The organism is Clostridium sp. CM039, assembly GCF_055081075.1.
The window spans coordinates 1,633,903-1,658,718 of the sequence record NZ_CM143649.1 but is presented as its reverse complement, the minus strand read 5'-3'; the positions used below and the strand labels follow the sequence as shown (position 1 = coordinate 1,658,718).

General features: G+C 30.3%; 25 protein-coding genes. 21 read left to right on the top strand and 4 right to left on the bottom strand.

Annotated features, from left to right (window positions below; all coding sequences use genetic code 11):
* Positions 1 to 2: 2 nt before the first annotated feature.
* The 3 genes from dndB to ACWJJ2_RS07835 all read right to left on the bottom strand — a co-directional run bounded on the left by dndB (position 3) and on the right by ACWJJ2_RS07835 (position 2,551).
* The gene (dndB, locus tag ACWJJ2_RS07845) at positions 3 to 1,088 is read right to left on the bottom strand and encodes a DNA sulfur modification protein DndB (RefSeq protein WP_462954154.1); all 1,086 of its coding nucleotides are present in this window, start codon (positions 1,086 to 1,088) and stop codon (positions 3 to 5) included.
* A gap of 142 nt (positions 1,089 to 1,230) precedes the next feature.
* Positions 1,231 to 1,431, bottom strand: a complete 201-nt coding sequence (locus ACWJJ2_RS07840) for a hypothetical protein (RefSeq protein WP_462954153.1) — start codon at positions 1,429 to 1,431, stop codon at positions 1,231 to 1,233.
* 388 nt (positions 1,432 to 1,819) lie between these two features.
* Positions 1,820 to 2,551, bottom strand: coding sequence for a MurR/RpiR family transcriptional regulator (locus tag ACWJJ2_RS07835; protein ID WP_462954152.1), 732 nt, complete (start codon positions 2,549 to 2,551; stop codon positions 1,820 to 1,822).
* Positions 2,552 to 2,849: 298 nt separating this feature from the next.
* On the opposite strand from ACWJJ2_RS07835, the gene ACWJJ2_RS07830 reads away from it, so the two are divergent.
* The 8 genes from ACWJJ2_RS07830 (at position 2,850) to ACWJJ2_RS07795 (ending at position 11,171) form a co-directional block, all read left to right on the top strand.
* Positions 2,850 to 4,322 (top strand): FAD-binding oxidoreductase, encoded by a 1,473-nt coding sequence (locus tag ACWJJ2_RS07830; RefSeq protein WP_462953095.1) that lies wholly within the window; start codon positions 2,850 to 2,852, stop codon positions 4,320 to 4,322.
* A gap of 128 nt (positions 4,323 to 4,450) precedes the next feature.
* The gene (locus ACWJJ2_RS07825; protein WP_462953094.1) at positions 4,451 to 5,740 is read left to right on the top strand and encodes an MFS transporter; all 1,290 of its coding nucleotides are present in this window, start codon (positions 4,451 to 4,453) and stop codon (positions 5,738 to 5,740) included.
* Positions 5,718 to 6,512 carry an electron transfer flavoprotein subunit beta/FixA family protein gene (locus tag ACWJJ2_RS07820; RefSeq protein ID WP_462953093.1) on the top strand — a complete coding sequence of 265 codons (795 nt, stop codon included), beginning with the start codon at positions 5,718 to 5,720 and terminating at the stop codon, positions 6,510 to 6,512. Before ACWJJ2_RS07825 ends, ACWJJ2_RS07820 begins: the two co-directional genes overlap by 23 nt.
* A gap of 2 nt (positions 6,513 to 6,514) precedes the next feature.
* Positions 6,515 to 7,459: an electron transfer flavoprotein subunit alpha/FixB family protein gene (locus ACWJJ2_RS07815; RefSeq protein ID WP_462954151.1), complete on the top strand. Its 945-nt coding sequence runs from the start codon at positions 6,515 to 6,517 to the stop codon at positions 7,457 to 7,459.
* An 11-nt stretch (positions 7,460 to 7,470) separates the two neighbouring features.
* The gene (locus tag ACWJJ2_RS07810; protein WP_462954150.1) at positions 7,471 to 8,247 is read left to right on the top strand and encodes an SDR family oxidoreductase; all 777 of its coding nucleotides are present in this window, start codon (positions 7,471 to 7,473) and stop codon (positions 8,245 to 8,247) included.
* Positions 8,248 to 8,331: 84 nt separating this feature from the next.
* Positions 8,332 to 9,765 carry an FGGY-family carbohydrate kinase gene (locus ACWJJ2_RS07805; protein WP_462954149.1) on the top strand — a complete coding sequence of 478 codons (1,434 nt, stop codon included), beginning with the start codon at positions 8,332 to 8,334 and terminating at the stop codon, positions 9,763 to 9,765.
* Between the two features lie 490 nt (positions 9,766 to 10,255).
* Complete coding sequence (locus ACWJJ2_RS07800) at positions 10,256 to 10,531, top strand: hypothetical protein (protein ID WP_462954148.1); 276 nt, start codon at positions 10,256 to 10,258, stop codon at positions 10,529 to 10,531.
* 37 nt (positions 10,532 to 10,568) lie between these two features.
* Entirely contained in the window at positions 10,569 to 11,171 is a 603-nt protein-coding gene (locus ACWJJ2_RS07795; protein WP_462954147.1) for a glycosyl-4,4'-diaponeurosporenoate acyltransferase CrtO family protein, read from the top strand.
* A 182-nt stretch (positions 11,172 to 11,353) separates the two neighbouring features.
* Here the strand turns inward: ACWJJ2_RS07795 and ACWJJ2_RS07790 are convergent, their stop codons facing one another.
* Complete coding sequence (locus ACWJJ2_RS07790) at positions 11,354 to 12,706, bottom strand: APC family permease (protein WP_462954146.1); 1,353 nt, start codon at positions 12,704 to 12,706, stop codon at positions 11,354 to 11,356.
* Positions 12,707 to 13,147: 441 nt separating this feature from the next.
* On the opposite strand from ACWJJ2_RS07790, the gene ACWJJ2_RS07785 reads away from it, so the two are divergent.
* The 13 genes from ACWJJ2_RS07785 (at position 13,148) to ACWJJ2_RS07725 (ending at position 24,722) form a co-directional block, all read left to right on the top strand.
* Positions 13,148 to 13,753: a sugar O-acetyltransferase gene (locus tag ACWJJ2_RS07785; RefSeq protein WP_220287010.1), complete on the top strand. Its 606-nt coding sequence runs from the start codon at positions 13,148 to 13,150 to the stop codon at positions 13,751 to 13,753.
* A gap of 90 nt (positions 13,754 to 13,843) precedes the next feature.
* Positions 13,844 to 14,542, top strand: a complete 699-nt coding sequence (locus ACWJJ2_RS07780; RefSeq protein WP_258280738.1) for a DUF998 domain-containing protein — start codon at positions 13,844 to 13,846, stop codon at positions 14,540 to 14,542.
* A gap of 2 nt (positions 14,543 to 14,544) precedes the next feature.
* A complete protein-coding gene (locus ACWJJ2_RS07775; protein WP_220287009.1) occupies positions 14,545 to 15,636 on the top strand; it encodes a hypothetical protein in 1,092 nt (363 codons plus the stop codon).
* 458 nt (positions 15,637 to 16,094) lie between these two features.
* Positions 16,095 to 16,400: a nucleotidyltransferase domain-containing protein gene (locus ACWJJ2_RS07770; protein ID WP_220287008.1), complete on the top strand. Its 306-nt coding sequence runs from the start codon at positions 16,095 to 16,097 to the stop codon at positions 16,398 to 16,400.
* Positions 16,381 to 16,773, top strand: coding sequence for a nucleotidyltransferase substrate binding protein (locus ACWJJ2_RS07765; RefSeq protein WP_220287007.1), 393 nt, complete (start codon positions 16,381 to 16,383; stop codon positions 16,771 to 16,773). The genes ACWJJ2_RS07770 and ACWJJ2_RS07765 overlap by 20 nt, the downstream gene beginning before the upstream one ends.
* 255 nt (positions 16,774 to 17,028) lie before the next feature.
* On the top strand, positions 17,029 to 17,244 hold the full coding sequence (locus ACWJJ2_RS07760) for a hypothetical protein (RefSeq protein WP_220287006.1): 216 nt from the start codon (positions 17,029 to 17,031) through the stop codon (positions 17,242 to 17,244).
* Positions 17,245 to 17,429: 185 nt separating this feature from the next.
* Positions 17,430 to 17,798 (top strand): hypothetical protein, encoded by a 369-nt coding sequence (locus ACWJJ2_RS07755; protein WP_220287005.1) that lies wholly within the window; start codon positions 17,430 to 17,432, stop codon positions 17,796 to 17,798.
* Positions 17,799 to 17,818: 20 nt separating this feature from the next.
* The gene (locus ACWJJ2_RS07750) at positions 17,819 to 19,573 is read left to right on the top strand and encodes a tetratricopeptide repeat protein (protein WP_220287004.1); all 1,755 of its coding nucleotides are present in this window, start codon (positions 17,819 to 17,821) and stop codon (positions 19,571 to 19,573) included.
* A 227-nt stretch (positions 19,574 to 19,800) separates the two neighbouring features.
* A complete protein-coding gene (locus ACWJJ2_RS07745) occupies positions 19,801 to 19,962 on the top strand; it encodes a hypothetical protein (protein ID WP_220287003.1) in 162 nt (53 codons plus the stop codon).
* On the top strand, positions 19,943 to 20,335 hold the full coding sequence (locus ACWJJ2_RS07740; RefSeq protein WP_220287002.1) for a nucleotidyltransferase substrate binding protein: 393 nt from the start codon (positions 19,943 to 19,945) through the stop codon (positions 20,333 to 20,335). Before ACWJJ2_RS07745 ends, ACWJJ2_RS07740 begins: the two co-directional genes overlap by 20 nt.
* 333 nt (positions 20,336 to 20,668) lie before the next feature.
* Positions 20,669 to 22,603, top strand: coding sequence for a BglG family transcription antiterminator (locus tag ACWJJ2_RS07735; protein WP_462954145.1), 1,935 nt, complete (start codon positions 20,669 to 20,671; stop codon positions 22,601 to 22,603).
* Between the two features lie 229 nt (positions 22,604 to 22,832).
* Complete coding sequence (locus tag ACWJJ2_RS07730) at positions 22,833 to 24,248, top strand: PTS fructose transporter subunit IIC (RefSeq protein ID WP_253198271.1); 1,416 nt, start codon at positions 22,833 to 22,835, stop codon at positions 24,246 to 24,248.
* 27 nt (positions 24,249 to 24,275) lie between these two features.
* Positions 24,276 to 24,722, top strand: coding sequence for a PTS sugar transporter subunit IIA (locus tag ACWJJ2_RS07725; protein WP_462954144.1), 447 nt, complete (start codon positions 24,276 to 24,278; stop codon positions 24,720 to 24,722).
* The last annotated feature ends 94 nt before the right edge of the window (positions 24,723 to 24,816 follow it).

Sequence of the window (24,816 nt, the reverse complement as noted above, 5' to 3'; positions counted from 1 at the left end):
AATTAATCATCCTTTTTGCAATCTTTTTCTAGTTTTCGCTCTTCCTTAGTGAGAGGAAGATTTAACTTAGTTTTTATCAGATTGTTAGTTAGTCTTACATAAGAAGCACTCTTAACGATTCTACCAGTAGGACCAATTACTCGATCTTTCCAATCATCTAAATTAGATCTGTGCCAATCTATGGTTTTAATGTTATAAAGTATTTCTTTCCAATCATTAGGGTTGTTTTTATATAGATAATTTCCAACTAAGCCTAAAGCCTCGAGAACAACACCATTAGAACTAATATAATCAGCCCTAAAAAGATGAGGATTGATATCTTTATTGAATACAAATTGCCATTCCCTCATATGTTCACACAATTCATCCCAAAATTCTTTTACGAAAGTAAATGTTTTAGAATCTTTTATGTTTAGTTTGCTCACCAATTTTTTATTAGTCTCATTTATGCTGCTAAGAGTAAAAAGTTTAGGAGAAAACTTGGACAAAGATGGATTTTCTTTATCTGTAAAATGCTTTAAATACTTATTTTCTTCAAGAAGAGACTTAGTAATCATAGCTATTGGATCTTTTGAATCGTACAATATACCAATCGATTTAGATACGTTAATAGCATGTTTATTTAAGTCGGCAAATATTTGTTGACTTCTTTTTAAACCCTCATCAATAAATAAAACAACAGATATTGTTTCATCACCAATTTCAGGTGCAATTTTTAAAGATTCCTCTATGGCTGCCCTTCTATGCTGACCGTCATTTATAAGAAGTCTACTATCCATAGAAACCTTAAGGGTACCTATTTTTTCATCAAAGTCTTTATTTAGAGGAGAAAATTCAAAATCACCATCTATTGAAGCCGTTACAGACGAGAAAACATAATCCTTTGGATTATTAACAATATATGATGCCATTTCAGGAATTCTAGTCTTATTAAGAACTCTCTGAGCTCGATGCTCTGGTGGCAATTCATTCTCGTTAAATATAAATAGCTTAGATAAAATTGAAAGGGGACACATTATAACAAAAAAGTCCCTAGTTGCTTGAATTCCTTTGATTGCAGGGAATGTATAAAAAAAATTCGTTCTCATAATATTACTCCTACGTACGTATAAGTACTCTTAAATAGTATATTACGTACGTATATATAAGTAAAGAGTTTTATGTTGGAAAGAGAACGAAAGTTCGCTAAAATTAGAGAGGTGTACATGGAAATAAGTAAGCAGGGTACAATTATGGTATGGTATTATGATCAATTATTTCAGAAGAAGCACCTGCCAATGAGAGTCTAGAATGAATGTATTCTATAGCCTCAGTCTCTGAAAGCCCTTCAAAATCATAATTTATTATGATCCTTTGCTTTAATGCTTCATATAACTGTTCTTCTAAGATGTTATTAAGTATAGAGGTAGGGTTGGAAATCCAAGATAACATAGAATTACGAAGAAGGATACGCCTCTGTATATGGAAACAATGGAAAAGGGGCAGAACGAGATTCAAGGAACTTAAAAAGAAAGGGCTATCAAAACAAAAGGCTTGGGAATATGCAAATACACGAAGAAGTTATTGGAGAATATCCAAGAGTCCAATTATGAAAATTGCATATAAAGATAAAGATAAAGACCTAGAAAGTCTAGGTCTAATCAGTATAACAAAATATTATCTTAGAACTTGTTAGTTATTATAGAACAGCCTTGTACCGAACGGTATGCAGGGTGGTGAGAGAGGTCGGCTAATCAAATAATGATCAGGGCCACTAAAAACGGACATTGCAAGTACCTCCGATCGTAGGATAATAACTATGATATAACTTACGTAAATACTATATATCCTCTTGCTCAGTATTTATTTGTTTTTGTTCAAGATTATCCTGACGATTATTAAAAATAATACGTTGAATAACTTCCTCTATGAAAATAAAAAAAACGATTCTTGATTTTTCATAAGGTTTTAAAATATCTGGTTGAAGGAATTTTGACATCCAAAAGATCTTACTATAATTAGTTAGTAAGGATTCATTGTATTCTTCAACAATCAATAAAACTTGACAATTTTTCTCTTTTGCAAGGTTGTTAATTCGTTCGAAAGACTTGAATTTACCTGTTGTAGAAAAAATAACAAGTAGACTTTTGTCATCAAGTAAACTCTCCACAGAAATTTCATCAGGGACAGCAATAACAAACTTATTTGTGTTGATTCTTAGTTTGTATTCAAAATATTGGGTAGCAATAAACGAAGGGCCATAACCAAAAAGAATAATTTTTTTATAAGAATTTAACAATTCAATAAATTCATCAACTAAAGATATATCAAAATCATCTATAAAATTTTTAATTCGTTCAAGTTCTATTGAAGATCTGTTTTCTGGAAGGTTCTTACCATATAAAAAATCAATATATTGTTTATAATTATTGAATCCAAGCTTTTTCGCAAATTTAGAAATCTTAGACACAGAACAATCACAGGTTTCAGCTGCTTTTGTTATTGTAATATGGGTAGCAGTTTTTGATAAAGTAATAAGAGTTTCATTAATCATTTTTTCTAAAGGATTCAATTTGTTAAAGTCAATATTTATCATAATCACTATTAGATAATCTCTATAGACAATCTAAATTTACTCCTTATTTTATTAAGTAATTTAACAATTACTTGTATTTTGATTGTAACACTAGTGAAAGTGTTAGTAAAGTCATTAAATAAGGATATTCAATAAAGCGTGGAAAGTTTTCCGTTTAGAAAGAACAATAAAGATGAAAGCGAATAATTTTCCTAAAAAACGTTGACATACAATTCTGACTATAGTATTCTATCATTGTAGACCGAATGAATTAGAGGTTAAGGAGGCAATGTATATGAATAAGGAAAAAATACTAGAAGATTTGAAGTGCATTTTATTAGAAGAACAAATTAATACGAATTATGATGATTTGTATGATGCATCGGCAGATCGCTATAAAAAATATGCAAAAGCTAAAAAAGTACTAGATGTTCCATTACCTACAGCAATTGTGTTCCCAAAGTCTGTGGATGAGGTCAAATCCCTTTTAATGTATTGCAATAAAAATAATGTTAATGTAATTCCAAGAAGTGGTAAGACTGCAACAGAAGGTGGCCTAGAAAACTGGAAGGAACTAACACTTGTAATTGATGGTAAGCACCTTGATAAGATTATTGAAATTGATGAATATAACATGCAAGCAACAGTACAAGCAGGAGTTCCTCTACAATTAATTGAAGATGAACTTAGAAAGCTAGGATTTACAACAGGACATTCTCCACAATCTAAACCAGTTGCTCAATATGGTGGACTGGTAGCAACAAGAAGTATTGGACAATTCTCAACTTTATATGGTGGAATTGAAGATATGGTAGTAGGATTAGAATGTGTTTTCCCAGATGGACATATTTCAAGAATTAAGAATGTTTCACGTCGTGCAGGAGGTCCTGATATAAGGCACATTGTTATCGGCAATGAAGGAACACTATGTTATATTACAGAAGTTACGGTTAAAATATTCAAATTTTTCCCAGAGAACAATAAGTTTTATGGTTACCTTGTAAAAGATGTTGAATCTGGAATCAAAGTATTAAGAGAAGTTATGGTTAATGGGTATCGCCCATCTGTTGCTCGAACATATTCGGAGGAAGATGCAAGACAACATTTCTATCACTTTTACAAAGGTAAATGTGTATTGATATTTATGGCTGAAGGAAATAAAGGAATGGTAAATGCTATTTGTGAAGGGATTGAAGATGCAACTGAAAAATTCAATGATAGCATTATTGAAAAAGTTGATAGCAAACTTATAGAAGATTGGTTTAATCATTTGAACTGGTCACAGCAAGATATTGATGATGAGTTCCAAGGAATGATTGATAATGATAAGCATGATGGATATACAACTGAAATTTCAGCTAACTGGGAAATGCTTCCTAAAATATATGATGCTGTTCTTAACAGGATTAAAAATGAATTTAAGCGTGCAAACGACTTGACAATGCTCGGTGGACATTCATCTCATAGTTACATAAACGGAGCTAATATGTACTTTGTTTATAATTATAATATCAATTGTGCACCAGAAGATGAAATGAGAATATACCACCATCCAATACAAACAATTATTGTAGAGGAAACAATAAAACTTGGAGGATCTATGTGTCACCACCACGGAATTGGCAAGTTCCGTAATGAATGGACAAAAGCAGAACATGGTTCAGCATATTATATGTTAGAAAAATTAAAAGAAGCTTTTGATCCAAATGGCATTATGAGCTTTGGAACTATTTACCCACAAGAAGAAGGCATTAAATATCAAAAATAAACTACTTACATCGGCTTAAGAGTAAATTCTTAAGCCGATGTAATACACACCAAGAAAAGGATTACAAGACTTAAAGTGTGTCTAAAAAACCTTTAAAATAAAAATTAGTTATTGAGGGGGGGAAATGTATGAATAATAAAAATTTCAAAAGGTATTTTCAACTTATGCTAATCGTTTTAGCAGCAGGAGCAATATTCCCTATCATTTATTTGAAGACTAATTATCAGGAAACTCTTTTACAGGTTTTCAATATGACATTACCTCAATTGAATTCTATTTATTCAGTACTCGGAATTGTATGGGTAGTTGGTTATTTTCCGAGTGGGTTATTAAGTGATAAATTTTCTGCCAAGTGGTTATTATCTATTTCACTTATTGGAACAGCAGCAGCTGGCTTCTGGTTTGCTCAAATTCCTAGTTACAACAATGTAGTTGTTATTTACGGTATATGGGGTATATTCTCCGTATTTACATTCTGGAGTGCTCATATGAAGATTGTTAAATTACTTGCCAAGAAAGAAGAAGAAGGACGATTTTTCGGAATACTTGATGGTGGACGTGGTGTAGTAGAAGCTTTACTGGCAAGTCTTGCACTTTATATTTTCACTAAGGTAATAGGAGGCAGTACAGGTTTAGCAGATAAGAGGTCAGCTATAGCATCAATTATATATATGTACTCAATAGTGGTATTTGTGGTTGGTATACTTGTTACAATCTTCGTTGAAGATGATAAGAAGGCTGGATATCAAAATGGCGCTAGTGCAGCTACTAAACAAAAGGTTAAGTTATCAGATTTTGCGGGGGTATTCAAGAATAAATATGTGTTTATAATGGGTGGAATTATATTCATGTCCTATGCAGTATATTGGACAGTTTATTACCTTGGAGGGTTCTTACAATCTAACGCTGGAGTAGATGCTGTAAGCGTAGCAACTATTATGGTAGTTGTACTTTGGATGAGACCTATAGGTGGAATAATTGGAGGATTTTTAGCAGACAAATTTGGGAAAGAAAAAACTCTTAGTTGTGCACTTTTAGGTGCGGTAGTATGTCTTCTCCTAATAGCGCTTTTACCAACTAGTTTAAGTAAGAACACGTTCTATGTGTTAATTGTATTAGGAGGAATATTCTTATATGCCATTCGTGGTACTTATTGGTCATTGCTTGGTGACGCAAAGATTGACGACAAGATAATGGGAGCAGCAATAGGATTAATATCTTTAGTTGGATACCTGCCAGATATTATATTACCGATATTTAATAGTTCTCTATTTAAGACCTTCGGAGATAAAGGTGGATATAATGCATACTTCATAGCAAGTGCAGCAATGGGCGTTGTTGGTATAGTATTAGTAACTGTGTTTACTACTCTTAATAAAAAGGAGAAAGCTAAAGTTGAAAATTATTTGTCTAGTTAAGTTCGTTCCAGATGTGGATAACTTTACGTATGATTATGAAAAAAATGTATTAGTTAGAGAAAATGTAAAGTTAATCCTTAATCCAGAGGATGCCTGTGCCTTAGCCTTTGCTTTGAAAATAAAAGAAAAAAATTCAGAGACTTTTGTTGAAATAGTTAGTATGGCTCCAAAAAGCACTATTCCTCTCATAGAGGATTTGCTGAGACTCAATGTGGATAAAGCAACACTTATATCTGATAAACGCTATGTGGGCAGTGATACCTATGTAACCAGTAAAATTATAGCTAAGTATTTAAGGGAAGAGGAATATGATTTCATTCTTACTGGAAGTCATTCCTTGGATGGGGATACCGCGCATATCCCTTCACAAATTGCTGAAATGTTACAAATTAGTCAGCTATCTAATATTGTCAAGGTTTATGAGGAGAGTTTAGAAAATGGTAGTGTGATAGTACTGGTTGATTGTGAAAAAACCTTCTCAAAATATGAGATGGCACTTCCAAGTGTTCTAAGTATAGGAAAAGAGAGCAAATATAAATTGCCTTTTGTAAAATATAAGGATTTAGAGCTTTATGTACGAGATAGGATATCAGTGATTACAAATGAAGAATTGGAGTTTCTTCAAGATGAAGTTGGTATTGAAGGGTCATTAACGAACGTAAATAGAACCTTTGTGAGGAAGTTTCAAAAGAAAGAAAAAGTGGTTGTGCATAATGATGATGAAGGAATTGAAATGGTGTATAAATTTTTAAAAGATAAAGGATTTGTTTGATTATGAATAGAAGTTTAATTTACTTTGATGAAGAAGATTTTCAAAATTCCATAGATTTATTAGAAGTAGTAAATCAGATTTATAAAGATAGTGAATATGAAACTTATGCTATTTGTTTTAATCATAATGATGGAGTAATTGATGGTAAATTTGATTATCTAATTACCATTCAAAATCAAGAGATAAAGAATTATGATGTTCAAAACATAACAAATTGCATAGAAGAATTACATCATATTTATGATTTTGATAGCATACTAATTCCGGCCACCTACTTAGGTAGAATGCTTGCTCCAAGACTATCAATGAGACTTAAGGTTGGCTTGGTTGCAGATGTTACAGCCATTGAGCATAATAATGGTAAAGTAGAGATGGTAAGACCGGCATTTAGTGGTAAAATTTTGGCTGGTATTGTTAACAGGAATTGTAAGACCATTATGATGAGTGTAAGACCAAATGTATTTGTCTATACCACAGATACTTTGAAGAAAACAGAAAAAATTAACTTTAAACCAACTACCGTGGAACCAAGCAAAATTAGACTACTTACAACAATAGAAAAAGAAAATGTAAAAGATATAAGAGAAAGTGAAGTTTTGGTTTCAGGTGGAGGGGGTGTAATAGAAGATTTTGCACATCTATATTTCTTAGCCCATGAATTGAATGGAATGGTGTCTGCGAGTAGAAGTATCGTTGATAGTGGTATTGCTTCTCGAAGTATTCAAGTAGGGCAATCAGGAAAAACTGTGAGTCCCAAATTATACATTGCATTAGGCATTTATGGATCACTTCAACATATTGAAGGATTAAAAAATGTTGAAAATATAATTTCTGTAAATATAAATAAGGATGCGCCTATTTGTAGTTTGGCAGATATTGTTGTTGAAGGAGATGCCATAGAGTTTATTGATAAGTTAGTAGAAAAAATAAATAAAAGTAGAATTTAGGGGGAATAAAAATGAATATTACAGATTTTAAAATGGATTATTTTTCTTTGAAAGGTAAAAATGCAATTGTAACTGGTGGTAACACTGGCTTGGGTCAAGCGTTTTCTTTATCACTGGCAAAAGCAGGAGCAAATATATTTATGCCAAGTTTTATGCCAGATGACGCAGAATTTAATAAATTAATCGAAGAAGAAGGCGTAAAAGCGATATATATGGAAGGTGACATAACAAAACCAGGTGTTCCAAAGGCAATAATTGATAAATGTGTTGAAACATTAGACTCAGTGGATATTTTAGTAAACTGTGCAGGGATCTGTTTAATTAAACCAGTACTAGAGTTTGGTAGAAAAGAATGGGATCCAATGATAGCTATTAATCTTACAGCAGCATTTGAAATGACTCATGAAGCTATACAATATATGATTCCACAAAAGAGCGGTAAGATTATTAACATCTGTTCAATGTTCTCTTTCCTCGGCGGACAATGGTCACCAGCTTATACTGCTTCAAAGGCCGGTATTGGAGGTTTAACAAGAACATATGCTGATGAATTAGCACAATATAATATCCAAGTTAATGGCATTGCACCAGGATATTTTAAAACTAAAGCTGCAGAATTTTCAATGAATGATCCAGAAAGAAACAAAAGGATTATGGATCATACACCAGAGGGAAGATGGGGAGATGTTCACGATTTAATGGGATCAACAGTATTCTTAGCAAGTAAGGCTTCCCAATTTGTAAATGGTCATGTTTTAGCAGTTGATGGTGGTTACTTATTGAGATAATCAAATAACAAATGCACACAAAACTAAGGTTTTTGTTTTAATAAAAACATTAGTTTACTACAAAAATTTTTAGGGGGAAAACAAGTGAGCGATAAATATGTAATTGGAGTAGATAGTGGTTCCCAAAGCACAAAAGTTTTTATTTTTAACCAAAAGGGTGAAGTTATTTGTAGCGTGAGCCAAGGGCTTAACCCAATGATTACAAGAAAAGCTGGTTATGTTGAACATCCAGATGATGATTTATGGGATAGTCTTAAGACTGTATTCCCAAAAGTAATGAAGGAATTTAAAGGCGATATTAAAGATATTGTAGGCCTTGGACTTTGTTCTATTCGTTGTTGCAGAGTATTTATGAAGAAAGATGGTACATTAGCAGCACCAGTTATGAGTTGGATGGATGTGCGTTCGTATGCAAAATTTGAAGATGATTCAGAAATTGGATATACATGTCCAACTTCTGGATATTTAACACATCGGTTGACAGGAGAATTTAAGGATACGTCTGCAAACGCTTTCCAATGGCAATTTCCTGTAGATATGGATACATGGGATTGGTCTAAAGATGAAGAACATTTCAAGAGTTTTAATATTCCTAAAGAAAAATTATTAGAGCTTAAGATGCCAGGAACAATACTTGGATATATAACTGAGGAAGTGGCAAAAGAAACTGGACTTCTAGCTGGACTTCCAGTTGTTGCTACTGCAAATGATAAAGCAGTGGAGGCTCTTGGTTGTGGGCTTATAGAGCCTAATGTAGGACTTATTTCTCTGGGCACATATATAGCTTCTATGGTTTGTGGTAGTAAAAATGAACCTGCTCCTTCTAATTTTTTTACAAATTTATCATGTATTCCAAATGAGTATTTGTATGAAAGTACTGGTGTCAGGCGTGGAATGTGGTTAATTTCTTGGTATAAGAGCATTATTGGTGAAGAATATGCTGCTAAAGCAAAAAATGAAGGATATTCTGTGGAAGATTATTTAGAAAAAGAAGCTGTAAATGTACCAGCAGGTTGTGATGGATTGTTAACAATTCCTGATTGGCTTGCACCAGCAGACAAATTATATAAAAAAGGGGTTATTCTTGGATTTGATGGACGTCATACAAGAGGACATATCTACCGCTCATTACTAGAGGGAATTGCATTAACATTAAAGAATCATTACGATGCTATGACATGTGAACTAGGTATTAAACCTGAAAAGATTATTATATCTGGTGGTGGCTCAAATAGTGATCTTTATATGCAAATTTTTGCAGATATATACGGTGTAAAGACTGTTAGAAATAAAGTGAATGGTGCAGCAGCCTTAGGATCAGCAATTTGCGTTGCTGTGGCTACTGGTTTATATAAGGGTTTTGATGAAGCAGTTAATAATATGGTAAAACAAAAAAATGAATTTATTCCAAATGAGGACAATCATAAGATATACAATAAAATAAATTCACAAGCTTATAGAGATTTACCTAAGCTTATGGAAGAAACATTAAAAATAGTTTATAATGCATGTAATTAATCATAGTGTAGATTACCAATTATAGGTGGGGAGGATACATATGAAACCTTTGATACTAATTACAAATGATGATGGTGTATATTCCCCAGGTTTATGTGCAGCTGCAGAAGCTGTACAAGACCTGGGGAATTTGCTTATTAGCAATCTCAGTCGCAAGTTCTTTCAGAAAATGCCCCGGGGGATGTTAACAAATTGTGAAAGCAATTTGTTTTGCTATCAGATTGCAGGGATGAAAACCTGAAACATATATTTCGGTAGTTTTTTAGACATTAAAATATAATCCAATGACAGTTATAGAATGTCAATCATAGTGTTTAAGCAAATATTAAAAGTGATTACTGAACGGGTGGAATCCCTTCAAATATATTAAGATTAAAATAGTTAAGTAGCATATATTGAAAAATCTAACGACAATTCTCCTTAATTATGAAGCAATTACCATATGATAAAATAAAGTATTAGATTATTTAATTCCTTATACTTGAAATTAATGTTATATTTAGTATGCAATCAAACTACAATTACGACAAAAGAAATCTCAAGTGATTCTGATATAGATTATTATGTTTTTAAAATAGATACATGGAAGAAGCGTCACAGAAAAATTGAAGTGGTTGTAAAGCTTTATAATGGAGAGTTAAATTTAGATAATGTAAAGCTCTGTGATGGATACTGTTATCAAAGCTTAAGTTTATGTGTTATAGATGATGTATTTTTAATTGGAGTAAAACATACAAGTACTAGAAATCCATTAGAGGTTACTTAGATATAATACTTTATATAAGAAGGGTGGTGCATACAACATGAGCAAAGTAAAGCAAAACACATTTCTCGAGTGTGTTATTGTAGTGATGACCACAGGTGGGGTAGGGTTTTTAATTCTATTCCCTTTTATGAGTATGAGCTCCTTAACATATAGTATTTCACTAAACCTCTTACTGATGATTTGGATGTCTATAGTGGAAACATTATTGAGGCCGGAACTCAAATCATCTTATTTTAATTGTCACCGGATTGAGGATGAAGGTAAAATATACAGGTATCTTGGTGTTAGTTTTTTTAGAAAATTACTAGTATTAAGTAATTGGGAGAGAAGTAGAAAAAAGGAAACTCCTATCAGAAAATCTTTAATTTTATTAGAGTATTATGAATACAGAACCCGGACTTCTGAATTTGGACACGTAATTATAGCTATTATAATTGCAATCATTACCGTATATGTTTGTATGGCATATTCATTTAAGCAAACAATATGGTTAATATTTTTTAATATATTTCTTAACATATACCCTATTATTGTCCAGCGGTATAATCGGCCACGGGTACGGCGAGTGATTAATAAACATAAGTTAAAACATCCTAATTTTGCTAAAGAAATTGATAATATAGTGAAGTTTTATTACTAGGTATTCTTTGTATCATATAAAATTATTAGCAACCTCTAAGCTTTGTTGTTAATACATATATAAATACTTTAAAAGCCACTTCCGAAAGGAAGTGGCTTCTGCTTATTTGTTAATATGGTATATCAATAATCGTGATTAGAAACTTATCTTCATTACAACATCTTTTAATTAGATATTAGCTTCTAATTAAGTTCTGTTTTGTTCGAAAACATAGAACCAATAGCCATTATAATTGCAAAGATAATTAGATATGCAACAACTGCCATTTTATGAGAAAAACAAGCAGCAATTATCATGAATATGCATCCTGCTAATGAAATAATAGGCATTACGAATCTTTTAAATGAGCTTAGATCCTTTTCTTTTTTCATTATCATAATAAAAATAGGAATATATAATGCATAAATAGTAACTATAGGTAATTCTGATGAATCAAAACAAAAGAATCCGAACCAAGGGTTTGTTAAGTTAGCGCCATAGAAGTATAATAACCATATAGCACAAAGAAGTAGTCCCAGTATAGATGAATTTGTTGGCATATTAGTCTCACTATCTATTTGTTTAAATATTTTTGGTTTTGGTCCAAAGCCCCTTGCTGCTAATGAATAAATACCACGAGTACATCCGAGCATTAATCCATTCAAAGTTCCGAGGCAAGAAATAATAACAAATACAAATATTAGAGAACCAAATGTAGAGGAGAATGTTTTTTGAAATGCCAATTTAGCTCCAGCTTCTCCGCCTTTCATCATAACTTCGTTTGTTACAGCTCCAGCTAGTCCTATGTAGTAAAGAATATAAACAGCCATAATTAGAAAAGTTCCTCCAATAAGAGCAAGTGGAAGATTTCTCTTTGCATCTTTTAATTCAGCATTGATACTTGTAGCAATAATCCAACCCTCATATGCAAAAGCTGTAGCAACAACTGCTGTAAATAATGCATTCGTAGTATTTACTTCTTTTACTACTGTTGTAAAATTAAACATAGTCATACCATTATTGATACCTACGATTGTCCCAATTATACCCATTAAAATCAGCGGGATTAGTTTTATAATAGTTGTACTAACTTGAAATTTACCAGCTAAAACTGGTGATAATGCATTTAAAGCATAGCTACCTATCAAATATAGACATGCGATAGTCATACACTCTCCACCTGTAATTGGAAATCCCAATAATACGCAGGTATATCTAGCTGAAACCCATGATAAAACCGATGTCAATGTTGGATAGTAAATTAGTGCCATAAACCAGCCAACATAATATCCATATTTCTCACCCATAGCAGCTTCTGCATAATCAACTATACCATTTACTTTCTCGTATTTAGTTGCCATTACAGCAAAAGTATAGGCGCAAGAAATCATAATAATACCGCCAATAATCCAAGCCAAAATACCTAGTGGAAGACTTCCTCCAGTTGCAGTTAATACTTTTTCTGCCTTAAAAAAAACACCACTGCCGATTACGATGCCAACAACCATTGCTATTGCAGTCATTAGCCCGTACTTTTTTTCTAATTTTGGCTTCATAATTAACCATTCCTTTCGTAATTTATAATTTTCAGATAATTGATTATATCATTATATTTTACTTTTTTATAGGGATAAAACCAATATTATTGTTGCCAATATTTACATCTTTGTATATCCTTCAAATTTGTATTTTGATAAATACTATCGCCTAAGGGGCCTGGACAGCAACCTGAAAAAAGGTAGCAAAGCGACAGCTCATATCATTAGATATTGGTTTACTTTATTAAGAGTGTATTGATATTCTGAAAGTAACACAATATCAATTGAGTTACTTTCATATTGAGGCTATTACCCATTTTAAAAGAATTGTAAATATACATAATTCATGGTAATTATGGTATGATTAAATATATATTTTATGACAAAGTTGTAAAAAGATACGACGTATGAATCTTTTATATTCTGTGAATTAAATCTATTATTTTTAGGAGGCAAACTATGAAAGAAGAAGAAAAAATATTTGCGGGCAGGCTGTTTGATGCCCGTACGAAAGAACTTCGAGATATTAAGCATAAGGCACATATTCTCTGTCAGAAATTCAATTTGCTTGAAGAGTATGATGAAAGTCGTCTGCCAATTATTAAAGAATTTATCGGAAAAATAGGAGAAAAATATTATTTCCAAGGCCCTATACAATTTAATTATGGGTGTCATACGTTCATCGGTGAGAATTTCTTTGCGAACTTTAATACCACGATTTTAGATGATGGTAAAATTTATATTGGTAATAATGTTATGTTCGGACCTAACGTTTCCCTCATGGCATCATCACATCCACTCATTTCGGAAGAGAGAAGTGCCATGAAATATATGGATGGCCATGTGTCTATGTCCGAATACGCAAAGGAAATCTACATTGGAAACAATGTTTGGATTGCTTGCAACGTGGTGGTTTGTGGCGGTGTTCATATTGGAAATAACGCAGTCATCGGCGCTGGCAGCGTTGTTACAAAAGATATCCCAGATAATTATATTGCATACGGTAATCCGTGCAAGCCAATAAGATTAATTACAGAAAAAGATTCAAAGTTAAGCTTACTGTAATTTTTTAATATCCAGTATACGGTAATAATATTATAATTAATTAATAAATTTGTTATGTAATAATAAGATAATATCGGGAGGGTGTAACCAATGAAAAAAATTGAAAAAATATCTATGCCACTGGGGATGGTTGGTGTAATTGGATATATGCTACATACTATTATTGGAAACTTGCTATGGAAACAATATAATGCCATTACAACAGATATTAGTTCTCTAACAGCAGTTGGTGCTCCAAATGCTGTAATCCTTAAATTTTTTACAAGTGTATATGGTATTTGCACAATTTTATTTGTGGCAGGACTTATCATTAAATCTTTTAGAAAATATCACTTGGTAACACGAGTAGGATATGTTGTGATGATGATTATGCAGATTGTTTCCATGGTTGGCTATAGCCTTTTTCCATTGACGGGTGATAAAACGGTTATGAATTTTCAAAATAGGATGCACATCGTAGTAACAGTTGTGGTAATGTTCACTACAATTTCATCCTGTTTTATACTTGCAGTTGGATACTTAAAGCAAGAAAAAATAAAAAAACTCGGAAGGTTTGTTTTAATAATGTCCATTGTTATAACACTAACAGGAGCAACCAATCCCATAGGAATGGGTATGAGACTTAATATTTTAGGATTAACAGAACGATTGGTTATTTATTCCTTGCAATTTATGATGTTTACACTATCCTATTATTATACTTTCAATAAAGATGAGAAAAGTTATTTGGATACCTCAGCTTTAAAAGTGGGGGTATTTTATAAGTTTATGGTGAAGGAGAAATTGTGATTATGCGTAAGTTCAAATCACCATTTATATTAATAATAGCATCAATGTTAATAGTACTAGTATTACTTTTTTTACTCCATATGAAACAATCTAGAGAGAAAGCAACTTCTAATAAAGACTTTAACATAGGAGTAATTGAAACAACTGAACAAGATAATAAAAGCGACTTAACTTTTTACAATAAAGATTTAAAAAAAACTGGAACACAAAAAATTAAATTAGGGTCCATGGGTTCGTCATTTGACCTTCCAAGAATGTATGGTAAGAATATGTATGTTGTTCCAAAAGGAATAGGTAATCAGAAAGAGTTAACTGTAATTATGGAATATAATACTGAAACTAGTAAATATAAAACATATGATATGAAGCAGCACGGTATAAATAGTTTTGCTGTTAATGATAAAGCAATCTACAGCGCAAACACTTTAAGTAATGAATCCATAATAAGTTGGTATGATAAGCGTTCGGGAAATGTAAAAACAATATCGAAGGAAGGGATTTATATTGACCGTATTGACTTGTATAATGGTACTTTATATGCTTTTGCAATGGAGAAAGATAACGATGGAAATAAATCTCATTTGTATTTAATTGATACAAAAAGTTTTAAGATTACAGATATAATAGATATAAGTAAAAGTGGTGAAGGCCACAATTACTCAACTAAAATAGGTGATGATATTTATTTTACTAACCAATATGAAGTATCTGATACTGAGCGAGGATCCTATAATTTAAGTAAATTTAATATTAAAAATAAAACTGTTTCAAACATAAAGCTTAAAGAAAGGTATCCATTTCAAATATTAAATTATAAAAATAAATTAATAATATCTCATTATGATTTAGTTCAAATGCAAGGAAATAAAATTACTATATATGACCCCGGGACTAATGAACAAGATGTTGTAACTCTTGAAAACAATTTGGGACAAATAAGTATTAAAGATGATAAGCTTTATTCAAAGGATGGAGAATATTTATATGTTTACAGTATTAACAATAAAACTTTTAAATTAATAAACAATGTTGATATTTATACAAAGAGAAAAAATATCCTATTTTATTATGTATCCGGATTTTTTACTAAATAGAGGTAAATATAGATAAACCTTATTTTTTATGTATTGATGAAATTTTACCTGCGTTCTATTAATATGAGAAAAATTTGCTTATACAATGCATGAAACTATAGTGAAATATTTACCGTCACAAGTTACAATTGAGTTGAAAATGGTCTTAACATTTAGAAGAACTGTTAGTCAATAGTGTAGTAGCAAGGCGGTTAGAAGGCTGTAACTTCAGTTCTTCGTAAAATATAATTTGATGACATTTATAGAATACCCATTATAGTTTTTAAGTTTATAGTGTAAAAATTATTAAAGCATTCATATATTCACCTAAAAGCTTTTTATAGTTTATTATTTTTAAGTGTTTTTCAATATTTTAGTTTTAAATAATTTTATATGTGCTAAAATAATAAATATGGTGAAAACTAGTATCTAAAAAATGCATAAAATTCAAGAAATATATCTAGAAAGGTAATAATAAAATGATTGATGAAAAATTGGTTGTTAAATTAAAAGAAATTTTTGAAAAGTATAAAGAAATTGAAAAAGTAATATTATTTGGCTCGAGAGCGAGGGGCGATAATAAATATAATTCAGATATAGATATTTGTATAGTTGGGGCAGGAATGATGCACTTGACATTAGCTAATATAAATATGGATATAAGCGAAATAAATACGCCTTTAAGTTTTGATATATTATCATTTAATGAGTTAAATAAAGAAGAATTAATAAAGAATATATTAAAGGAAGGGGTTGTTATATACAATGGGAAAGAGATTAGGTGAAAAAGTAAGCGATTTTGTAAATGCCTTAGCTAGATTGGACGAAGCATTAAAAAAGGATATTACAGATGATATAATAATTGATGGAATTATTCAGAGATTTGAATTTACATTTGAGCAAAGTTGGAAAGTTATGAAGTCGTATTTAGAAGAACAGGGTATAATAGACGAGGCAATATCTCCACGGAGTACTATTAAGATAGCATATAAGCATAGGATAATTGTTGATGGGGAAATTTGGATCGAAATGATGTTAGATAGGAATAGAACATCACATATGTATGATGAAACAATAGCTAGAAATATAGTTGAGCGAATTAGAAAAAGTTATATTACTGAATTTAATAATTTAAAAGTTTTTTTGCAAACATATTAATGAGATATCGAGAAGCAAGAACGTCATTTAATTTTGTGAAATTGTTTTATATAGAAGATGACTTATCTTTATATTTAAGAAAAATAAACTTGAACCAGAGCAAACAAAACAAATGTTTGCTCTGGTTCTTTTTTTATTACATTAATATACTGATTTATGTTGATGCACAGAAGAAGAGCAAGGGTATATGCAAGAATTATTTGAGATAGTGTTTCATAGATTGACTAATCGAAGGAGCGCCATATATGTAGCCCAATGATAGACTTATTGAATTTAAATAGAGGCAGTAGAAATGATTTTGCATATCTCGATGGGAAAGTATTACTGATTCTATCCAAGGATGATGAGACATTTAGTGGGGGAATAAAGCAGGGATTGATTGAACTAATGCCAAATCCGAAAATATGTGATTATTTAAGTGGTGGACATCTTGCTTTGTTTTTAAAAATAGATTCATATATTAAGCAATAACCCCCCCCAACACATCTCCAAGTTATTCTAAGTTTTTAGCTTCTAAATATTAGTATGGTGTAATATATGGCATATTGAGACTTACTTATAAATAGTATTAAGATAGTCGTTATAATTTATTTTATATATTTAAATATGATTCGAGGGACCTCATAATATGTTTTGAGTGAAGGGAAGTATTAGAAATGAATAAAAGTAAGCAAGAAAAGTGGAATTTATTATCTGCAGTTATGTTCATTGTGTCATCAGTTATGATTTATCTAGGATATGATAAACTTACAAACTATTACTCTAGTGATGTGTCATCTTTAACTAAAAATTCTTATGTTGGAGGAGATGCATACAATTATATTATTAATGGAACTAGGGCAACTTCTTTTTTTGTCTTAGCAACAATGTTTGCTATCCTTGGAGTTAGCTTCATTATGATTGGATATTTGGATAAAATCAGCAATATAAAGCAAAGTGAGAGAATCATCAATCTTTTAGAGGGTTTAAACGAAAATAGTGGACCTAAAAACGATAATTTAAATAATACTCTACCACCACTTTAATAAATCCGGGGGGGACAATAATGGCTGGAAATAGATATACAAATATCAGGTATATAGATCTTAATTATTGGTTTAAAGATTGGCCAATAGAAATAATTAACGGTTCTTTACTTTATGATGTTACTTACGATAATGTTGTTCTTCAGTTGAAAATATGTAATATATCAAATGAAAATATTTCATCAGTATATATTTCAGTTGAATGTTTTGATGATGCTGGAGATAAAATGAATGAAAACAATAATATCATTATACATTCTTATCAAGACTTGGACGTAAAACCCAATAATACTTTTGGTGAAAATGTGGCTGTACCACTTATAAATAAAAATGTAAGAAAAGTTAACATACATGTTCAAAAAGTTGTTTATAAAAATGGAGATATTAAGAAAATAAATAAAGAATGTCAATTAAATAAAATAACCGAAAGAACTAGGATAAATGTTTTAGGGGACATGTTAATCGGCGAATTAAAAAGAATTAAATTAGAAGGGAATTCTTTCGGTATTGAGTTCATTCCAGAAACTTTAGAAGGGTTAGGTTGGTTATGTTGCTGCGGAAGATTAAATAATATCTCTAACTTAGCGTGTTGCAGATGTGGACGAGATAAAACATGGCAGTTTGATATTATCAATAAAGTGTATTTAGAAAAGTCCTATAATGATTATCAAATTTACCAAGAAAAAATAAGGTTAAAAGTGAAAAAGGAAAAACAAAGAGATGAGGAAGAAAGAGAAGAACAAATTAAAATTCAAAAAGATATAGCACAAAAGAAAAAATACAAAATGATTCAAACAGCTAAAGTTAGTTCTCTATTGACAATATTATTATTTTTTATTATTTTTGCATCTATTAGGTATATAAAACCAATGGTAATAAAAAACCAACAATATGGAAATGCAATAAAGTTATTAAACGGTGGAAAGTATAACGAAGCATTACTAATATTTGAAAATTTACTACATTATAAAAATGCTGATGAAGAAATTAAGGAAACACATTATAGATATGGAACTGAGCTATTAAAAAGCAATGAATTTGACAAAGCATTGTCGCAGTTGCAGCAAATATTGAAATATAAAGATAGTAAAAAACTAATAGATAAGACACACTATCAATTTGGTAGAAAATTAATGAATGATAAAGATTACTTAATTAGTATAGAAAACTTCAATAAAATAACAAAAGGAAATGTTGAATTTTATTCTAATGCACAAGAAAATATAGAAGAATGTAAAAAACAATTTATAAAGTTAAATGTAACATTGGCAAATGAGGCTATAAGTAGCAAGGAATATGATAACGCTGAGAAATATATAAATGAACTTTTAAAATTGGATAGTAAGAGTGCTGATGCTAAAAAATTGAAGAGTACAATTAATAGCAATATTGCAGAAGATAATATAGCGTTAAAGGTATCCTTAGCAAATAAGTTGAATAATAACAGCAATGGGGAAGTAAAAGAATCTTATTTAGATCAAAAAGAGTTATCTATGAGTGGGGCGATAAATAGGAATCTAAATGTTCATATGAAACTTTTTTTTAACAGCAATGAGGTTTCAGGAACATATTATTATGATAAGTATAAAACGGACATTATACTTAAAGGCGTTTATGATATGGACAATAATGTTACCATGAATGAGTTGGATAATAATGAAAACATTACAGGCGTATTCAAAGGGAAGATTTTTTCAAACGGGGAGTACATTGGTAGTTGGTCGAATCTTGATGGAACAAAAGAAATGCCCTTTGCTATTAAGTTATGCAATTAAAAATCTTTTATGGATAGAAAATTTAATTAACGTGATTTATGCCCAGTACCAAATAATGAATGTAGTTAATAGTGTAAAAGTTATTAAAGCATTCATATATTCACCTAAAAGCTTTTTATAGTTTATTATTTTTAAGTGTTTTTCAATATTTTAGTTTTAAATAATTTTATATGTGCTAAAATAATAAATATAATTCAGATATAGATATTTGTATAGTTGGAGCAGGAATGATGCACTTGACATTAGCTAATATTAATATGGATATAAGCGAAATAAATACGCCTTTAAGTTTTGATATATTATCATTTAATGAGTTAAATAAAGAAGAATTAATAAAGAATATATTAAAGGAAGGGGTTGTTATATACAATGGGAAAGAGATTAGGTGAAAAAGTAAGCGATTTTGTAAAAGCCTTAGCTAGATTGGACGAAGCATTAAAAAAGGATATTACAGATGATATAATTATTGATGGAATTATTCAAAGATTTGAATTTACATTTGAGCAAAGTTGGAAAGTTATGAAGTCCTATTTAGAAGAACAGGGTATAATAGACGAGGAAATATCTCCACGGAGTACATTTAAGATAGCATATAAGCATAAGATAATTGTTGATGGGGAAATTTGGATCGAAATGATGTTGGATAGGAATAGAACATCACATATGTATGATGAAACAATAGGTAGAAATATAGTTGAGCGAATTAGAAAAAGTTATATAACTGAATTTAATAATTTAAAAGCTTTTTTGCAAACATATTAATGAGATGTCGCGAAGCAAGAACGTCATTTAAATTTGTGAAATTGTTTTATATAGAAGATAACTTATCTTTATATTTAAGAAAAATAAACTTGAACCAGAGCAAACAAAACAAATGTTTGGAAGGTTCTTTTTTTATTATCTTAATATACTGATTTATGGGAAAAGTGTAAATTTGAATATGTTTATATTAGAGATATTATAAAGATGGGTTTTGGTATAATATAATTTGTGAGGTGTAATAGATATGTTATCATGTATAAAAAGTATACATTTTAGAAGATTAAGAATGAGAGGAATAAAAAACAATTAAATATTAATATAAGGGTGGTAAACATGATATGTAATTTAAGATTGCAAAAGATTTTACACATATTATTATGTGTTGATAAGATAGTTACTGGAGAATATCTCTGTAATACATTAGGCGTCTCATCTAGAACTATAAGAAGTGATATAAAGGAATTAAACTATATATTAGAAGATAAAGGTGCAATTATTTTATCTGAAAAATCAAGAGGGTATAGAATTGAAATTCTTAAAGAGAAAACATTTAAGGAGTTCTTAAGTGAGAACAAAGAAAAGGATATATCTAATAATTTAACAGCTATAGAAAGGGCAGAATATATAATAACAAGGTTATTAATAAATGAGTTAAAAGGAATGGAAGGAATAACTCAAAATGAACTCGCAGATGAATTATATGTAAGTTTATCATCATTAAAGAATGATATTAAACTTGCAAAAAATACTCTAGTAAAATTTAGTACTGATATAGAGAAGATTGGTAATAAGGGAATTAAAATTACTGGAAGTGAAGAGAATATACGTTATTGCATCAATAGATATGTTTTAGCTAGTAATAAAGAAATAAAAAATAACGTGCATATCCAAATAAAGAAAATTTTAGGAGAAAAAAACACATATATAAATTATATAATTAAAAATAATATTTCTAAATTCAATTTTAGATTATCGGACATAGCATATAGAGATATACAATCTTATTTAATAATAATGATTACTAGAAACTATTATCATAAAAATATTTCTTATGATGCGGATATTAGAAAAAAGTTAAAAAGAGAATCAAAAATTAAGATAGCTAAAAGTATATGTAATGAAATAAAGGATGAATTTGGAATTGATTTAATCGAAGAGGAAATGTTATATCTGACTAAACATATAATGGCAAGTAGTCATATGGAAACAAGCAAAGAAACAGAAGAATATTATGTAGAGGAAGATGCAATACTACGAAAAATATTAGCATCAATAAATAATAGTTTTAATATCAATTTTACTAATGATAATATGCTTATCAATTTCTTAGGTCATCATCTTAAAGTATCAATAAATAGAGCGAGATATGGAATTAGGGTAGAAAATTCTATGCTGAGTGTAATAAAAAATAACTATCCTTTTGCATTAGAGCTTTCACTTCTCGCAAACAAGATTATTAAAGAGGAAACAGACCTTAATTTAACAGAAGATGATATTGGATTTATTGCTCTACATTTTGCAGCAGCCATTGAAAGAAAAAATAAAAACAGAGAATCTAATGCAAAGAAAGTCATAATAGTATGTACAACAGGTGTTGGGACATCTCTGCTTCTTAAAGTAAAGTTAGAATCCCATTTTAAAAATAGGTTAAATATTGTAGATACTATTCCGCGATATGAATTAAATGATGACGTAATAGAAAAAGCAGATTTAATAATATCTACAGTTCCTTTAGATATTAGATTAGATAAGGTTATATATATTAAAAGCTTATTAGATAGTGAAGAAATTAAGCTTATTGAAGAAAAGATAGACAATAAAATTAATAATACAAATGGTCTTGTAAGTAAACTTAAAGAAAATTTATTCTTTAAGAATGTTGTGGCTAGTAATAGAGACAATTTACTAGATTTTATGACAAAAGAATTAATTAAAAGAGATTATATAAATGAAAATGTAAGAGAAAGTATTTTTAAAAGAGAAGAGATAGCTAGTACAGAAATAGGCGAATTAGTTGCGGTGCCACATCATATGAGCGAGGACATAAATGAGTCTTTTATTGCTGTTGCCGTATTAAGGAAGGGAATTACTTGGAGTAAAGAACAAGTACAATTAGTTTTACTTATAGGTATGGCGGTTAAAGATAGGTATGAATGGAAAAATTGTTTAGAGCATTTATATAAAAATATTATAGACATTGAAGTTGTGAAAAATATTATTAAATGTAATGATTTTGAAGAATTAAATAAGATAATAAGCAAATTTTAAAGATAAAACTTCGGTGGGAGGATAAATCTCCTTCTGAAGTTTTATTTTTGCTGCATCTAAGATGATGATTTAAAAGAATTGTAATTAACTAAAAGTAGATATTTAATTTCCGCTATAACAGGAAAAAGTGTATCTATGAATATGTTTACATCCAATATATAATAAAGACAAGAAATGAATAAAGCATTTGAAGTTTCTTAATTAATAAAGTAAACGGAGGATGAAAGATATGAAATTATTAGCAGTTACATCATGTCCAGTTGGAATTGCACATACTTATATAGCCGCAGCAAAGTTAAGTAAGATGGCAAAGAAAATGGGAGTAGAAATTAAAGTTGAAACTCAAGGAGCAACGGGCGCAGAAAATGTAATAACAGAAGAAGATATAAGAGAAGCTGATGGAATAATAATTGCAGCTGATAAAGCAGTAAGTTTAGAAAGATTTGAAGGTCTTCCAATGATAGAGTGTCCAATAACTAGAGCTATTAAAGAACCAGATGTTCTAATACAAATGTTTTTAGATGGAAAAGTAGAAAAGAAGAAAGAAAAAAGGATGAAGAGTGTTGATGAAAGTAAGAAGGAATTAAAATCTAAGCAACCAACTTTTTATAAGCACTTAATGGGTGGCGTTTCATATATGATTCCAGTTGTAGTTGTTGCAGGACTATTAATAGCAATGGCACTTGCATTTGGTGGAAAACCTACTAATGCAGGACTTGTAATACCAGATGAATCATTTTGGAAAATTATAGAGAAGATAGGTGGAGCAGGATTCCTATTCATGGTACCAGTATTGTCTGGATTTATTGCGTATTCAATAGGTGATAGACCAGGTTTAGTACCAGGACTAATTGGTGGATATATTGCATCGAATGGATCTTTTTATGGGTCAGAAGCGAATGCTGGATTTTTAGGCGGTATAGTAACAGGATTTTTAGCTGGATATATAGTTAAGGGATTAAAATCAATTAAAGTTCCAGACATGATTAAGCCAATAATGCCGATAATAGTAATTCCAATTATATCAACATTGGTAACGGGATTAGTATTTATATTAGTTGTAGGTGGACCAATAACAATAACATTTGAAGCATTAAAAAGTTTTCTAGTAGGTTTGTCGGGCACAAGTTCAGTAATTTTAGCTACTATATTAGGTGCAATGGTCGCATTTGATATGGGTGGACCAGTAAATAAAACAGCATTCTTATTTGGTGTTTCAATGATAACAGCAGGCAATCCAGAAATAATGGGTCCTATTGCAGCAGCAATAGCAATTCCTCCAATAGGAATGGGTATTGCAACATTCTTAAAAAAGAAATACTACAGTAGTGAAGAATTAGATGCTGGTAAAGCAGCATTTGCAATGGGGCTTTGTGGAATAACAGAAGGAGCAATTCCATTTGCTTCACTTGATCCTTTAAGAGTTATACCATCATTAATGGTAGGTTCAATAGTTGGCGCTAACATAGCTATGTTAGGTGGAGTTGCTGATAGAGTACCACACGGTGGCCCAATAGTTGCTTTAATGGGTGGTATTGACGGAATATTAATGTTTTTAATAGCAATAATTGTAGGTTCAATTGTTACAGCATTAATGATTAATTATCTAAAAGGTATGAAAATAAGAAAAGAGCAAAAAGCTTAAAAAATAAGGAATACAAGGAGAAAAAATATGAGTAAATTATTTGATGTGAAATATATGGATTTAGATTTAAATACATCTGAAAAGTTTGAAACTATAAAACATTTAGCAAACTTAATAGATGAAAGATTAATAGACGTAGATAAATATGTAGAAGATGTTAAAGCAAGAGAATCAATATCAACAACAGGAATAGGTGATGGAGTTGCTATTCCACATGCAAAGTCAGCCTGGGTTAAAGTACCAACAGTTGTTGTGGGGAAAAGTTTAAGTGGAATAGAATGGGAAAGTCTTGATGATGAACCGGTGAACATTGTATTCCTAATAGCAGTACCAGAAGATGGAAAGAATGAACACTTAAAGATTCTTCAAAGACTTGCTATAAGCTTAATGGACGATGAGATTAAAGAAGAAATAGTAAATGCAACAGATAAAAAAGTTATAGAAGAATTATTAAATCACAATACAGAGGGATAAGTAAAATAGTAAGCTATGAATGTAGAAAATTTCTAAATTCATAGCTTTTTTATATAATAACAACTAAATTAGATACAGATTGAATGATTTAATA